The organism is Streptomyces sp. RLA131 (assembly GCF_056270125.1).
Map to the genome: position 1 here is coordinate 3,324,952 of NZ_JBWDOQ010000002.1, position 13,562 is coordinate 3,338,513.

The window sequence follows — 13,562 nt, forward strand, 5'->3', positions numbered from 1 at the left end:
CGTCTTCCACTGCACTAGGAGCCGCACCTGTGAGCAGCGCCGACATCACGACCGAGAGCGCCCCCCTGCGCGCGGACATCCGCCGCCTGGGCGACCTGCTCGGAGGGACGCTCGTCCGGCAGGAGGGCAGGGAACTCCTCGACCTGGTCGAGAAGGTCCGCGCCCTGACCCGGACCGACGGTGAGGCAGCCGCCGAACTGCTCGGCGAGACCGACCTGCAGACGGCCGCCAAGCTCGTGCGGGCCTTCTCCACCTACTTCAACCTCGCCAACGTCACCGAGCAGGTGCACCGGGGCCGCGAGCTGCGCGCCCGCCGGGCCGCCGACGGCGGGCTGCTCGCGCAGACCGCCGACCTGCTCAAGGACGCCGACCCCGAGCATGTGCGCGAGACCGTCAAGAACCTCAACGTACGACCGGTCTTCACCGCGCACCCCACCGAGGCCGCCCGCCGCAGCGTCCTCAACAAGCTGCGCCGGATCGCCGCCCTGCTCGACAAGCTCCCCCAGCCTTCGGCGGGGGCACCCCCATCCGACTCCGGTGACCGCCGGCGCGCCGACACGCGCCTGGCCGAGAACATCGACCTGCTCTGGCAGACCGACGAGCTGCGGGTCGTCCGCCCCGAGCCCGCCGACGAGGCCCGCAACGCCATCTACTACCTGGACGAGCTGCACAGCGGGGCTGTCGGCTACGTCCTGGAGGACCTGTCCGCCGAGCTGGAGCGGGTCGGCGTGCCGCTGCCGGCCGAGACCCGCCCGCTGACCTTCGGCACCTGGATCGGCGGCGACCGCGACGGCAACCCCAATGTCACCCCGGCGGTGACCTGGGACGTGCTGCTGCTCCAGCACGAGCACGGCATCAACGACGCGCTCGTGCTCGTCGACGACCTGCGCGCCGCCCTGTCGAACTCCATCCGCAACGCCGGCGCGAGCCAGGAGCTGCTGGACTCCCTCGACCGCGACCTGACCCTCCTGCCGGAGATCAGCCCCCGCTACAAGCGGCTCAACGCCGAGGAGCCGTACCGCCTCAAGGCGACCTGCGTCCGCCAGAAGCTGGTCAACACCCGCGAGCGGCTCGCCAAGGGCACCCCGCACGTCGACGGCCGCGACTACCTCGGCACCGCCGGACTGCTGGCGGACCTGCGGCTGCTCCAGGACTCGCTGCGCGCGCACCGGGGCGGACTCATCGCCGACGGCCGCCTGGACCGCGCGATCCGCACCCTGGCCGCGTTCGGCCTCCAGCTCGCCACCATGGACGTACGCGAGCACGCCGACGCCCATCACCACGCCCTGGGCCAGCTCTTCGACCGGCTGGGCGAGGAGTCCTGGCGGTACGCCGACATGCCGCGCGACTACCGCCGCAAGCTGCTCACCAAGGAGCTGCGCTCGCGCCGCCCGCTGGCCGGCACCCCGGCCCCGCTGGACGCCGAGGGCACCAGGACGCTCGGGGTCTTCCACACCGTCCGCGAGGCCTTCGAGCGCTTCGGGCCCGAGGTGGTGGAGTCGTACATCATCTCGATGTGCCTGGGCTCCGACGACGTCTTCGCCGCCGCCGTACTGGCCCGCGAGGCCGGGCTGATCGATCTGCACGCGGGTGTCGCCAAGATCGGCATCGTGCCGCTGCTGGAGACCACCGACGAGCTCAAGATCGCCGACCAGCTGCTCGACGAGATGCTCTCCGACCCCTCCTACCGCAAGCTCGTCTCGCTCCGGGGCGACGTGCAGGAGGTCATGCTCGGGTACTCCGACTCGTCGAAGTTCGGCGGTATCACCACCTCCCAGTGGGAGATCCACCGTGCGCAGCGCCGCCTTCGCGACGTCGCCCACCGGCACGGCGTACGGCTGCGTCTCTTCCACGGCCGGGGCGGCACCGTCGGCCGGGGCGGTGGCCCCTCGCACGACGCGATCCTCGCCCAGCCCTGGGGCACCCTGGAGGGCGAGATCAAGGTGACCGAGCAGGGCGAGGTCATCTCCGACAAGTACCTGATCCCGTCGCTGGCCCGGGAGAACCTCGAACTGACCGTCGCGGCCACCCTCCAGGCCTCCGCCCTGCACACCGCTCCCCGGCAGTCCGACGAGGCCCTGGCCCGCTGGGACGCCGCCATGGACGTCGTTTCCGACGCCGCGCACGCCGCCTACCGGCGGTTGGTCGAGGACCCGGACCTGCCCGCGTACTTCTTCGCCTCGACACCGGTCGACCAGCTCGCCGAGCTGCACCTCGGTTCGCGGCCGTCCCGCCGCCCGGACTCGGGCGCGGGCCTGGACGGGCTGCGGGCGATCCCGTGGGTGTTCGGCTGGACGCAGTCGCGGCAGATCGTGCCGGGCTGGTTCGGTGTCGGCTCGGGTCTGAGGGCCGCCCGCGAGGCGGGCCTGGGCGAGGAGCTCTCCGAGGCGCAGGAGCGGTGGCACTTCTTCCGCAACTTCCTGTCCAACGTCGAGATGACGCTGGCCAAGACCGATCTGCGGATCGCCGAGCACTACGTGGGCACCCTGGTGCCGGACGAGCTCAAGCACATCTTCGACGTCATCAAGGCCGAGCACGCGCTCACCGTCGAGGAGGTCCTGCGGCTCACCGGGGAGAGCCGGCTGCTGGACGCGCAGCCCGCCCTGCGGCAGACCTTCCACATCCGTGACGCCTATCTGGACCCGATCTCCTACCTCCAGGTCGCCCTGCTGCACCGCCAGCGCGAGGCGGCCGCCCGGGGTGAGGAGCCGGACCCGCTGCTGGCCCGTGCCCTGCTGCTGACGGTCAACGGCGTGGCCGCCGGCCTGCGCAACACGGGGTGAGCCGCTGACGCGGGCCACAGCCCGCAGGCCACAACACTCAGGCACAGCACTCAGGCCACAGCACTCAGGTCACAGCACTCAGGTCACAGCACAGCCCGCGGCCGCCCGTCCTGTCCGGACACACCGGCGGCCGCGGGCCGGCTCGCTCACAGCGCCAGGAACGCCGCCACCAGCAGTGCCCCGCCGGCCAGCCCCGCGGCCCAGGCCGTACGGGGCAGCCGCAGGCCGCCCGCCAGTACCAGCGCCACCAGCAACAGCGCCCCGCCCAGCGGGATCCAGGCGTGCAGCACCCCGGCCGTACCGGTGCGCACCACCGTGGAGGTGCCCGGTTCGACCGCGACCGGGATCCGCTCCCCGGTGCGGTGGGTGACCGTCCGGTCGATGGTCACCCTGGCCCGGACCTCACCGCCCCGGTCGTCCGGGAGGAACGGTCCGGTGCAGGTCTTCTCGCCGCACGCCGAGACCGTCATGGTGCCCTGCTCCCGCCCCTTGGTCAGCATCACGTGCTGGGCGGTCTTCCAGGACGTCCGGACTCCCGCGGCGAGGATCAGCAGGACCAGGGCGGACAGCAGCAGGATCCTGCCGACGAGGAGCAGCCCGTAGGCGCCCTCGGCGGTACGGCGGGTACGGCTCCGTTTGACCATGCGGGCGATCCTTGGCCAAAAGCTGCCCCTCGGTCAACCTCCGGGGGCCGGGGCCGCCCGCGTCAGCTGTTGTAGGTGCCCTGCGCCCGCTCCAGGCCCTCCGAGATCAGCGCCTCGACGGCGTCCGCCGCCCGGTCCACGAACCAGTCCAGTTCCTTGCGCTCCGCCGATCCGAAGTCCTTGAGCACGAACGCCGCCACGTCCATCCGCCCGGGCGGCCGGCCGATTCCGCAGCGCACCCGCAGATAGTCCGGGCCCAGCGACTTGGTGATCGACTTCAGGCCGTTGTGGCCGTTGTCCCCGCCGCCCATCTTCAGGCGCAGCGTCGCGAAGTCGATGTCCAGCTCGTCGTGGACGGCGATGATGCCGGCGACCGGCACCTTGTAGAAGTCGCGCAGCGCCGTCACCGGACCGCCGGACAGGTTCATGTACGTCATCGGCTTGGCCAGGATCACCCGCCGGCCACCGATCCGCCCCTCCACGACCTGGGCCCGGCTCTTGTGCGTCTTGAAGCGGCCGCTGATCCGCTCGGCGAGCAGGTCGGCCACCATGAAGCCGATGTTGTGCCGGTTACCGGCGTACTCGGGCCCGGGGTTGCCCAGTCCGGCCACCAGCCAGGGCCCCTCCGGGGCGCTTTCCGCTGCGCTCATGCTCATGCAGTCCATTCAACAGGACCGCCGCCCCGCTCCTGACGGAGCGGGGCGGCGGTCAGAGGCGATGCCGGGAGGGTTACGCCTCGGCGCCGGAGGTCTCGCCCTCGGCACCCTCTTCGCCCTCGGAGACCTCGGCCTGGGCGGCGAGGACCTGGATGACGACCGCGTCCTCGTCGACGGCGAGCGTGGTGCCCTTGGGGAGCGAGATGTCCTTGGCGAGGATGGAGGCACCGGCCTCCAGGCCCTCGATGGAGACCGTGACGGACTCGGGGATGTGGGTGGCCTCGGCCTCGACCGGCAGCGCGTTGAGCACGTGCTCCAGCAGGTTGCCGCCGGGGGCCAGCTCGCCCTCGGTCACGACCTGGATCTCGACGTTGACCTTCTCGCCCTGGCGGACCGCGAGCAGGTCGACGTGCTTGATGAAGCCCTTGAGCGCGTCACGCTGCACGGCCTTGGGGATGACCAGCTGGGACTTGCCCTCGAACTCCACGCTGATGAGCACGTTCTTGGCGCGCAGCGCGAGCAGCAGCTCGTGGCCCGGCAGGTTGACGTGCTGCGGCTCGGCACCGTGGCCGTAGATCACGGCCGGCACCAGGCTGGCGCGACGGGCACGGCGGGCGGCGCCCTTGCCGAACTCGGTACGGGTCTCGCCGGCGATCTTGATCTCGGACATGGGATTCGCTCCTTGTGACAGTGGACGGATTCTTCACGTCACCCGGCCCGCGACGGGCCGTTCCCCTTACAAGGAGCGCGTCGATAACGGAGGCGGGCCTCCCTCGCCGAGCAACTCCCGAAGGGTACCCGGCGGGAAGGCCCGCCACGAAATCGATCTTCTGCCGGATCCCGGGATCAGCGGGGGGAGTGCGAGTCCTCGAACAGGCTCGTCACGGAACCGTCCTCGAACACCTCGCGCACCGCGTTGGCGATGGTCGGGGCGATCGACAGCACGGTGATCTTGTCCAACTCCAGCTCACCCGGGGTCGGGAGGGTGTCGGTGAAGATGAACTCGCTCACCTTGGAGTTCTTCAGGCGGTCCGCCGCCGGGCCCGAGAGCACACCGTGCGTCGCCGTCACGATGACGTCCTCGGCGCCGTTGGCGAACAGCGCGTCGGCGGCGGCGCAGATGGTGCCACCGGTGTCGATCATGTCGTCGACCAGGACGCAGATACGGCCCTTCACATCACCGACGACCTCGTGGACGGTGACCTGGTTGGCCACGTCCGGGTCGCGCCGCTTGTGCACGATGGCCAGCGGGGCGCCGAGCCGGTCGCACCAGCGGTCGGCGACGCGCACCCGGCCGGCGTCCGGGGAGACGACCGTGAGCTTGTCGCGGTCCACCTTGGCGCCGACGTAGTCCGCCAGCAGCGGCAGCGCGAACAGGTGGTCCACCGGGCCGTCGAAGAAGCCCTGGATCTGGTCCGTGTGCAGATCCACGGTGAGGATGCGGTCCGCGCCGGCGGTCTTGAGCAGGTCCGCGATCAGCCGGGCCGAGATCGGCTCGCGGCCGCGGTGCTTCTTGTCCTGACGGGCGTAGCCGTAGAAGGGCACGACCACGGTGATGCGCTTGGCGGAGGCCCGCTTCAGCGCGTCGATCATGATCAGCTGCTCCATGATCCACTTGTTGATGGGAGCGGTGTGGCTCTGGATGACAAACGCGTCAGAGCCACGCGCGGACTCCTGGAAGCGGACGTAGATCTCACCGTTCGCGAAGTCGAACGCCTTGGTCGGTACGAGGCTCACACCCAGCTGGTGCGCCACCTCCTCCGCGAGCTCGGGGTGTGCGCGGCCGGAGAAGAGCATCAGCTTCTTCTCACCGGTCGTCTTGATCCCGGTCACTGCACGTCTCCTTGGAATTCGACTGGCGGCGGAAATGCGTGCCCCTCACACGGTACGCGCTGTTCAAGCCACCCGTGCACGCGGGGGAACGCCCCGAACCGTCCCCTTACTCACCCCTGGTGGCCCGCTCGGCGGCCTGCGCGGGGGCACTGCTCGGACGCTTTCTGGCCACCCAGCCCTCGATATTCCTTTGCTGGCCACGGGCGACGGCCAGCGAACCTGGCGGCACGTCCTTGGTGATCACCGACCCGGCGGCGGTGTAGGCCCCGTCCCCCACTGTGACAGGCGCCACGAACATATTGTCCGCCCCGGTACGGCAGTGACTGCCGACCGTGGTGTGGTGCTTGGCCTGCCCGTCGTAGTTCACGAACACACTGGCCGCGCCGATGTTGGTGTACTCGCCGATCGTCGCGTCCCCCACGTACGACAGGTGCGGCACCTTGGTGCCCTCGCCGATCGTGGCGTTCTTGATCTCGACGTAGGTGCCCGCCTTGGCCCTGGTCCCGAGCCTGGTGCCGGGGCGCAGATACGCGAACGGACCCACGGTCGCCTCCTCGCCGATCTCGGCGCCGTCGGCGACGGTGTTGCTGACCCGGGCCCCCGGGCCGACCGTGGTGTCGGTGAGGGTCGAGTTCGGCCCCACCTCGGCGCCGGTGGCGATCCGGGTCGCCCCGTACAGCTGGGTGTTGGGCAGCACGACGGTGTCCGGCTCGAACTCCACGCTCACGTCCACCCAGGTCGAGGCCGGGTCGACGATGGTCGCGCCCTGGAGCATCGCGCGCTCCAGCAGGCGGTCGTTGAGGGTGCGGCGGGCCTCGGCGAGCTGGACGCGGTTGTTGATGCCGGCGATCTCGCGGTGGTCGGCGGCGATCGCGGCGCCCACCCGGTGGCCGGCCTCGCGCAGGATCTCCAGGGTGTCGGTGAGGTACTCCTCGCCCTGGGCGTTGTCGGTGGTGACCTTGGCGAGCGCGTCGGCGAGCAGCCCCGCGTCGAAGGCGAAGACCCCGGAGTTGATCTCCCGGATCGCCCGCTGCTGGTCGTCGGCGTCCTTCTGCTCGACGATCGCCAGGACGGCGCCGTCGGCGGACCGCACGATCCGACCGTAGCCGGTGGGGTCGGGCACCTCGGCGGAGAGCACGGTCACGGCGTTGCCGTCGGCGTCGTGGGCGGCCACCAGGGCGCGCAGGGTGTCGGCGGTCAGCAGCGGGGTGTCCCCCGCGGTGATCACCACCGTCCCGGTCAGGGCGGGCAGGCCCTCCAGGGCGACCCTGACCGCGTGGCCGGTGCCGTTCTGCTCGTGCTGGACGGCGGTACGGATCTGCGGGCCGGCGTCGGCCAGATGGGCCGTCACCTGCTCGCGGGCGTGACCGACGACGACCACCAGGTGCTCGGGCTCCAGGGCACCGGCGGCCGCCACGACGTGGCCGACCAGGCTGCGGCCGCTGATCTCGTGCAGGACTTTGGGCGTGGCCGACTTCATGCGGGTGCCCTCACCCGCGGCGAGAACGACGACAGCGGCCGGGCGATGGGCGCTCACAGGAGGGACTCCTCGGCTTCGGGTCAGGGACACCCGCAGAATACCGGCGCGTTTCGGAGCGGAAACGCCGGTGACCGCCGAAGACCGGGAGAGACCGGTACTGAGTGCCTGTGTCCGCACCCCGTCCGAGCTCCGCCGCCAGGATTCGAACCCGGACCTAAGGGACCAAAACCCTCAGTGCTGCCATTACACCACGGCGGATCATCGTGCGTGCGGCACCACTATGCCGCACTCGGGTATGTGGACGCGACGATGTTCCTGGGTACCCGTAGCCCATGGACGGCCATCCGGCCGACACGTGCCCCTCTGCTTCGCGAAGACTTCGCACTGCCATACTTACGACGCCGTAGGTTACGGTTCCGTAGAAGAGGCAAAGTGGCACAAACCCCCGCATTCCCGAGTTCATCGAGGGACCACCATGACCACACGGAACGACGTGATCACCGAGTCCCGGGACCCCGGGGCCGGAACCGGAACCGGAACACAGCTCCCGACAGCCACCCTGGGCGGCGACAAGAAGGGCTCGATCGAGCAGATCACGCTCGGGCTCTTCATCGGCGTCCCCTTCATCGCCCTGCTCGCGGCCATCCCCTTCGCCTGGGGCTGGGGGATGAGCTGGCTGGACCTGGGCCTGATGGTGGGGATGTACTACCTCGGCTGCCACGGCATCACCATCGGCTTCCACCGCTATTTCACCCACGGATCGTTCAAGGCCAACCGCCCCCTGCAGATCGCCCTGGCGGTCGCCGGCTCCATGGCGGTCGAGGGACCGGTCGTGCGCTGGGTCGCGGATCACCGCAAGCACCACAGGTTCAGCGACGCCGAGGGCGACCCGCACAGCCCGTGGAAGTACGGGGAGACCCTCCCGGCGCTGCTCAAGGGCCTGTGGTGGGCGCACATGGGGTGGATGTTCGACGAGGAGCAGACCCCGCAGCACAAGTACGCCCCGGACTTGATCAAGGACCCGGTGATCCGCCGGGTGAGCCGCGACTTCTGGTTCTGGACGACCCTGTCGCTGGCCATTCCGCCGCTGGTCGGCGGTCTGGTCACCATGTCGTGGACGGGGGCCGCGACGGCCTTCTTCTGGGGCTCGCTGGTCCGGGTGGCCCTGCTGCACCACGTGACCTGGTCGATCAACTCGATCTGCCACGCGGTGGGCAAGCGGCCGTTCCGCTCCCGCGACAAGTCGGGCAACGTGTGGTGGCTGGCCGTGCTGTCCTGCGGCGAGTCCTGGCACAACCTGCACCACGCCGACCCCACCTCGGCCCGCCACGGCGTGCTGCGCGGGCAGATCGATTCCAGCGCCCGGATCATCCGCTGGTTCGAACAGCTGGGCTGGGCGACGGATGTGCGCTGGCCGACCGCTGACCGTATCGCGGGCCGCCGCAAGGAAAGTGTCAGTGAAGCGGCATGATTGACGCGTGAGCGACGGCAGTAGCAGAAGCAGTGAGGGTACCGGGGCTCGTCGTGCCCGGCGCGTGCGGATGACGGGCAAGGAACGCCGGGAGCAGCTTCTGGACATCGGCCGGACGCTTTTCGCCGAACGCGGGTTCGAGGCCACGTCGGTGGAGGAGATCGCGCACAAGGCGGGGGTCTCCAAGCCCGTGGTGTACGAGCATTTCGGCGGCAAGGAAGGCCTCTACGCGGTCGTGGTGGACCGCGAGATGCGACGTCTGCTGGACATGGTCACCAGCGCGCTCACCGGCGGCCATCCGCGCGAGCTGCTGGAGCAGGCGGCCTTCGCGCTGCTGGACTACATCGAGCAGTACACCGACGGTTTCCGGATCCTGGTCCGGGACTCCCCGGTGGCACAGTCGACGGGCACCTTCGCATCGCTGATCAGCGACATCGCGACCCAGGTCGAGGACATCCTCGGCATGGAGTTCAAGCAGCGGGGCTTCGACCCCAAGCTGGCACCGATGTACGCGCAGGCGCTGGTCGGCATGGTGGCGCTGACCGGGCAGTGGTGGCTGGAGACCCAGAAGCCCAAGAAGTCCGAGGTCGCGGCCCACCTGGTCAACCTGTCCTGGAACGGGCTGTCGGGACTGGAGCCCCGGCCGCGGCTCATAGGCCACCGAAAGACATGAGGGCCGGTCTCGGACGAGACCGGCCCTCTGGCGTTTCCGCTGCCCCCTGTCAGCTGCCCCCTGTCAGCTCTCCGGGGCGGCCGGTTCGAGGAATTCCAGCCGGTTGCCGACCGGGTCCTCGGAGAAGAAGCGTTCATGTCCCGGCAGGTCGTGGTCCCACACGACCTCGGCCCCGCGCACCCGAAGCCGTTCGGCGAAGTCGTGGATGCCGGTCACCCGCAGGCCCGGGTGGGCCTTCCTCGCGGGCCGGAAGGCCTCCTCGATCCCCAGGTGCAGCTGGACGCGGCCGTCGGCCGTGACGAACCAGCAGCCGCCACGGGCGGCCAGGACGGGCGGCTTGGGCAGTTCGGTGAGGCCCAGGACGCCGGCGTAGTACGTACGCAGGACGTCCTCACTGCCGGGCGGGGCGGCGAGCTGGACATGGTCGACGGCTGATATCCCCGGGGTCCGGGTCACTGGTCGGCAGCCTTTCGTACGACGGCGAAGATGCGGCGGAAGGGGAAGACGGTGCCGCGCGGGCCCGCCGGATAGGCCTTGCGGAGCAGGTCGCGGTACTGGGCGAGGAACTCACGGCGGGCGGCGGGATCGTCGGCCAGTTCGGTGAGGACGGGCCGCAGGGCGGTGCCCTTGGTCCATTCGAGGACGGGGTCCTCGCCCTGGAGGAGCTGGACGTAGGTGGTCTCCCACACGTCGGGCTCACCGGCCAGGCCGGGCAGCTCCGAGAGGCGTTCGAGATAGCCGGCGGGTTCGAGGATGTGCACATAGCGCCGCCCGTGGCCGTCGCCGAGGCGGTCGCGCCACTGGGGGGCGTCACAGAGCTCACCGAGCAGGGCGTGACTGGGCGAGGTGAAGTTGCCCGGCACCTGAAAGGCGAGGGTGCCGCCGGGGGCGAGGTGGTCGTACCAGACCGGGAACCGGTCGGCGTGGCCCTCGACCCACTGGAGCGCGGCATTGGAGACCACGAGGTCGAAGGTCTCCCCGGGGGTCCAGTGGGCGGCGTCGGCAGGGGCGAAGTCCAGGCTGCCGCCGCCGGGGGTCGGCCCCTGGTAGGACCGCGCGGCCTCCAGCATGTCCGGGGAGCTGTCGTAGCCGGTCACCCGGGCGTCGGGCCAGCGGTCGGTGAGCAGGACGGTGACATTGCCCGGACCGCAGCCGACGTCGGCGATGCGGGGCCCGGCGCCGGGCAGCTCGGATATGCGGGCGAGGAGATCATGGAAAGGTCGGGTGCGGTGGGTGGCATGGCGGAGATACTGCTCAGGATCCCAACGCGCTGCTGCTTGCATGTTCGAACTCCCTCGTCAAGACAGAATCTGGTCCTGCGCCCGACATTGCCCACACGCTCCCGCAATTAATCTCTTGATGTCAAGAGACTTCATGTCAACAGAACCACTACACTGATCTCCATGGAGGACGAGGTCGACCGTCTGGTCGCTGCATGGCGCCGAGAGCGCCCCGACCTCGACGTTGAACCGCTTGAGGTACTGAGCCGGGTGAGCCGGCTGGCCCGGCATCTGGACCGGGCCCGGCGACTGGCGTTCTCCGAGCACAGCCTGGAGCCGTGGGAGTTCGACGTACTGACCTCGCTGCGCCGCGCCGGGGCCCCGTACCAGCTCTCGCCAGGTCAGCTGCTGACCCAGACCCTGGTCACATCGGGCACGATGACCAACCGCATCGACCGGCTGGCGAAAAAAAGACTCGTGGAGCGGTTGCCGGACCCCACCGACAGGCGCGGGGTACTGGTGCGGCTGACCCCCGAGGGCCAGGACCGGGCCGATCAGGCACTGGCCGGACTGCTGGCTCAGGAGCGGGCGATCCTGGCCGAGCTCTCCGATCGGCAGCGCGACGAACTGGCAGGCCTGCTGCGGCAGTTGACGGCCCCCTTCGACAACCTGCCGGGCTGATTCCCGATCTTGGTGGGTGTGTACACAACGCCACCGTTTGCACACTCACAGTACCCGACCTAGCGTAAGCGGTGTGAAGGCCACATAAGGACCAACCGGTCACTTTTGCGGCACCCGGCGCGCTACTGAGCTCAATCCGGCGCCGGTTTCCATTGCGGACCCTCGCCGGGTCCCTCTCCAACATTGGAGATGCAGATGACTCTGCAGATGAGCCTGACCAAGATAGCCAGCGCGACCGCCACCGGCGTTCTGGCCACGGCGCTCGCATTCGGCAGCACGGGCGCCGCGTTCGCGGACGACGGGCCCCAGGGCAACGGTCCCGAGGTCACGTCCCCCGACCTCTCCGACGACGGCGTCGCGCCGGACTTCAATGACGAAGTGTCGCTGCCCGGCGGCGTCGACGCCCCGGACGCCTCCGACGCCGGTAGCCCCGACCTCTCCGGCGCGATGTCCTCCGCGTCCTCGGTGGCCTACTCGCAGCGGACGTACTACCAGGGCCGGGTCATCTCCCGCATCGGCCTGCGGATCCGCTCCGCCCCCAGCACCGACTCCCGCATCCTCGGCACGCTGCCGCGCGGTGCGAACGTCTGGATCCAGTGCAAGGTGTACGGGGAGGAAGTCGACGGCAACTCGCAGTGGTACAAGCTGGCCAACGGTTACTGGGCCTGGTCCTCGGCGCGCTACATCAGCAACATCGGTCCGTCGCCGCGCTACTGCCGCTTCCGGGACCAGCACGACGACCACGACGGGCGCGACAACGGCCGGGACCACGGCCGCGACCACGGCCGCGACAACGGGCGTGACCACGGCCGGGACAACGGGCGTGACAACGGCCGGGACAACGGGCGCGGGAACGGCCGGGACAACGGGCGCGGGAACGGTCGGGACAACGGCCGCGAGAACGGTCGTGACAACGGCCGGGACAACGGCAACGGCAACGGCCGCGAGAACGGTCGTGAGAACGGCAACGGCAACGGCCGCGAAAACGGCAACAGCAACAGCCGCGAGAACGGCCGTGAGAACGGCAACGGCAACGGCCGCGAAAACGGCAACAGCAACAGCCGCGAGAACGGCCGTGAGAACGGCAACAGCAACAGCCGCGAGAACGGTCGTGAGAGCGGCAACAGCAACAGCAACAGCAGCGAGACCAGTTGGAAGAGCGACAACTCCAGCTGGGACGCCAGCAGCTACAACAGTGCCGAGGGTGGCAACTGAGCACCGGTTCCATCGGTGACCCGGCGGCTCGCTCTCCCCGTTCGCGGGGAGAGCGGGCCGCCGCCCCGCGTCATGTCACGCGCCGGACGCGCCCGCCTTCACCGCCAGATCGGCCGGCCCGACCCCGGCCCGGCGGGCCAGGGCCACGGCGGCGAGGGTGGAGTGCACGCCGAGCTTTCCCAGCACGTTCTGCATGTGGGTACGGACGGTGTGCGGGGAGAGATAGAGCCGTTCCGCCACCGCCTTGCGTCCGAGTCCCGCGACCATGCAGCGCAGTACCTCCTGCTCGCGCGGGGTGAGCGACTCCACCAGCCGTTCGCTCTCGGTGCGATGACGCCGGGCCGCGGTCAACTCCCGCAGTACGCCGGTGAGCAGGGCGGGCGGCAGATGCGTCTCGTCGCGCAGCACCCCGCGCATGACGGCCAGCAGCCGGGACAGCGAGCAGTCCTTGGCGACCCAGCCGGAGGCCCCGGCCTGGAGGGCGCGGGCGGCACGGCGGGCGTCGTCGCGTTCGGCGAGGACCACGGTACGGGTGGCCGGATGGTCGACGCGGATGCGCTCGACCAGGGCTATGCCGTCGACCATGGGGACCTGCCCGTCGGCGCCCACCGCCCGGAGCGGCTCGGGCTGCCGGGGCTCCGGCACCCTGGCGGCGGCTCCGAGGTCGGCGTCGACCAGCAGTACGTCGTAACGGCGGCCTTCGGCCGCACCGCGCTCCAGGCACCGCTGGGCCGCCGGGCCGCTGCCTGCGGCCGATACGTCCACATCGGGCTCGGCCGCGAGGGCCGCGGCGAGCGATTCGGCGAAGATACGGTGGTCGTCGACGACGAGAACGCGAATCCGTCCCACGGGCCCCACTCCCGGCATTTGCCATTCCCCCCACGGTGGCGGCGGGGTCCACGGAGG

At 70.3% G+C, this 13,562-nt stretch carries 13 protein-coding genes and 1 tRNA gene; 5 read left to right on the forward strand and 9 right to left on the reverse strand.

Annotated features, from left to right (window positions below):
• The first annotated feature begins 29 nt into the window (after positions 1–29).
• On the forward strand, positions 30–2,783 hold the full coding sequence (gene ppc, locus RWE79_RS15985) for a phosphoenolpyruvate carboxylase (protein ID WP_475940742.1): 2,754 nt from the start codon (positions 30–32) through the stop codon (positions 2,781–2,783).
• Positions 2,784–2,929: 146 nt separating this feature from the next.
• Here the strand turns inward: ppc and RWE79_RS15990 are convergent, their stop codons facing one another.
• The 6 genes from RWE79_RS15990 to RWE79_RS16015 form a co-directional block, all read right to left on the reverse strand.
• Entirely contained in the window at positions 2,930–3,427 is a 498-nt protein-coding gene (locus RWE79_RS15990; RefSeq protein ID WP_475940743.1) for a hypothetical protein, read from the reverse strand.
• 62 nt (positions 3,428–3,489) lie between these two features.
• Positions 3,490–4,077, reverse strand: coding sequence for an aminoacyl-tRNA hydrolase (pth, locus tag RWE79_RS15995; RefSeq protein WP_475940744.1), 588 nt, complete (start codon positions 4,075–4,077; stop codon positions 3,490–3,492).
• Between the two features lie 79 nt (positions 4,078–4,156).
• The gene (locus RWE79_RS16000) at positions 4,157–4,753 is read right to left on the reverse strand and encodes a 50S ribosomal protein L25/general stress protein Ctc (RefSeq protein ID WP_475940745.1); all 597 of its coding nucleotides are present in this window, start codon (positions 4,751–4,753) and stop codon (positions 4,157–4,159) included.
• A 176-nt stretch (positions 4,754–4,929) separates the two neighbouring features.
• Entirely contained in the window at positions 4,930–5,916 is a 987-nt protein-coding gene (locus RWE79_RS16005; RefSeq protein WP_475940746.1) for a ribose-phosphate diphosphokinase, read from the reverse strand.
• Positions 5,917–6,022: 106 nt separating this feature from the next.
• Entirely contained in the window at positions 6,023–7,453 is a 1,431-nt protein-coding gene (gene glmU / locus RWE79_RS16010) for a bifunctional UDP-N-acetylglucosamine diphosphorylase/glucosamine-1-phosphate N-acetyltransferase GlmU (RefSeq protein ID WP_475940747.1), read from the reverse strand.
• Positions 7,454–7,583: 130 nt separating this feature from the next.
• Positions 7,584–7,654: transfer RNA gene (locus RWE79_RS16015), tRNA-Gln, on the reverse strand.
• A gap of 217 nt (positions 7,655–7,871) precedes the next feature.
• Between RWE79_RS16015 and RWE79_RS16020 the strand changes: the two genes are divergently transcribed.
• Both RWE79_RS16020 and RWE79_RS16025 read left to right on the forward strand, forming a co-directional pair.
• Positions 7,872–8,867 carry an acyl-CoA desaturase gene (locus tag RWE79_RS16020; protein ID WP_475940748.1) on the forward strand — a complete coding sequence of 332 codons (996 nt, stop codon included), beginning with the start codon at positions 7,872–7,874 and terminating at the stop codon, positions 8,865–8,867.
• 70 nt (positions 8,868–8,937) lie between these two features.
• On the forward strand, positions 8,938–9,540 hold the full coding sequence (locus RWE79_RS16025) for a TetR family transcriptional regulator (protein ID WP_475940749.1): 603 nt from the start codon (positions 8,938–8,940) through the stop codon (positions 9,538–9,540).
• Positions 9,541–9,603: 63 nt separating this feature from the next.
• Here RWE79_RS16025 and RWE79_RS16030 read toward each other — a convergent pair whose 3' ends face one another.
• Entirely contained in the window at positions 9,604–9,996 is a 393-nt protein-coding gene (locus tag RWE79_RS16030) for a VOC family protein (protein WP_475940750.1), read from the reverse strand.
• Positions 9,993–10,823, reverse strand: a complete 831-nt coding sequence (locus RWE79_RS16035; RefSeq protein WP_475940751.1) for a trans-aconitate 2-methyltransferase — start codon at positions 10,821–10,823, stop codon at positions 9,993–9,995. The genes RWE79_RS16030 and RWE79_RS16035 overlap by 4 nt, the downstream gene beginning before the upstream one ends.
• A gap of 120 nt (positions 10,824–10,943) precedes the next feature.
• Between RWE79_RS16035 and RWE79_RS16040 the strand changes: the two genes are divergently transcribed.
• Together RWE79_RS16040 and RWE79_RS16045 are read left to right on the forward strand one after the other, a co-directional pair.
• The gene (locus tag RWE79_RS16040; protein ID WP_475940752.1) at positions 10,944–11,441 is read left to right on the forward strand and encodes a MarR family winged helix-turn-helix transcriptional regulator; all 498 of its coding nucleotides are present in this window, start codon (positions 10,944–10,946) and stop codon (positions 11,439–11,441) included.
• A gap of 195 nt (positions 11,442–11,636) precedes the next feature.
• Positions 11,637–12,656, forward strand: a complete 1,020-nt coding sequence (locus tag RWE79_RS16045; protein ID WP_475940753.1) for an SH3 domain-containing protein — start codon at positions 11,637–11,639, stop codon at positions 12,654–12,656.
• A 75-nt stretch (positions 12,657–12,731) separates the two neighbouring features.
• On the opposite strand, the gene RWE79_RS16050 is transcribed toward RWE79_RS16045, so the two are convergent.
• Entirely contained in the window at positions 12,732–13,523 is a 792-nt protein-coding gene (locus RWE79_RS16050) for a LuxR C-terminal-related transcriptional regulator (protein WP_475940754.1), read from the reverse strand.
• Positions 13,524–13,562 lie beyond the last annotated feature (39 nt).

Coding starts and splice junctions, on each gene's coding strand:
- RWE79_RS15990 (WP_475940743.1), bottom strand. CDS start 3,427: ATGGTCAAACGGAGCCGTACCCGCCGTACCGCCGAGGGCGCCTACGGG.
- pth (WP_475940744.1), bottom strand. CDS start 4,077: ATGAGCGCAGCGGAAAGCGCCCCGGAGGGGCCCTGGCTGGTGGCCGGA.
- RWE79_RS16000 (WP_475940745.1), bottom strand. CDS start 4,753: ATGTCCGAGATCAAGATCGCCGGCGAGACCCGTACCGAGTTCGGCAAG.
- RWE79_RS16020 (WP_475940748.1), top strand. CDS start 7,872: ATGACCACACGGAACGACGTGATCACCGAGTCCCGGGACCCCGGGGCC.
- RWE79_RS16025 (WP_475940749.1), top strand. CDS start 8,938: ATGACGGGCAAGGAACGCCGGGAGCAGCTTCTGGACATCGGCCGGACG.
- RWE79_RS16035 (WP_475940751.1), bottom strand. CDS start 10,823: ATGCAAGCAGCAGCGCGTTGGGATCCTGAGCAGTATCTCCGCCATGCC.
- RWE79_RS16040 (WP_475940752.1), top strand. CDS start 10,944: ATGGAGGACGAGGTCGACCGTCTGGTCGCTGCATGGCGCCGAGAGCGC.
- RWE79_RS16045 (WP_475940753.1), top strand. CDS start 11,637: ATGACTCTGCAGATGAGCCTGACCAAGATAGCCAGCGCGACCGCCACC.
- RWE79_RS16050 (WP_475940754.1), bottom strand. CDS start 13,523: ATGCCGGGAGTGGGGCCCGTGGGACGGATTCGCGTTCTCGTCGTCGAC.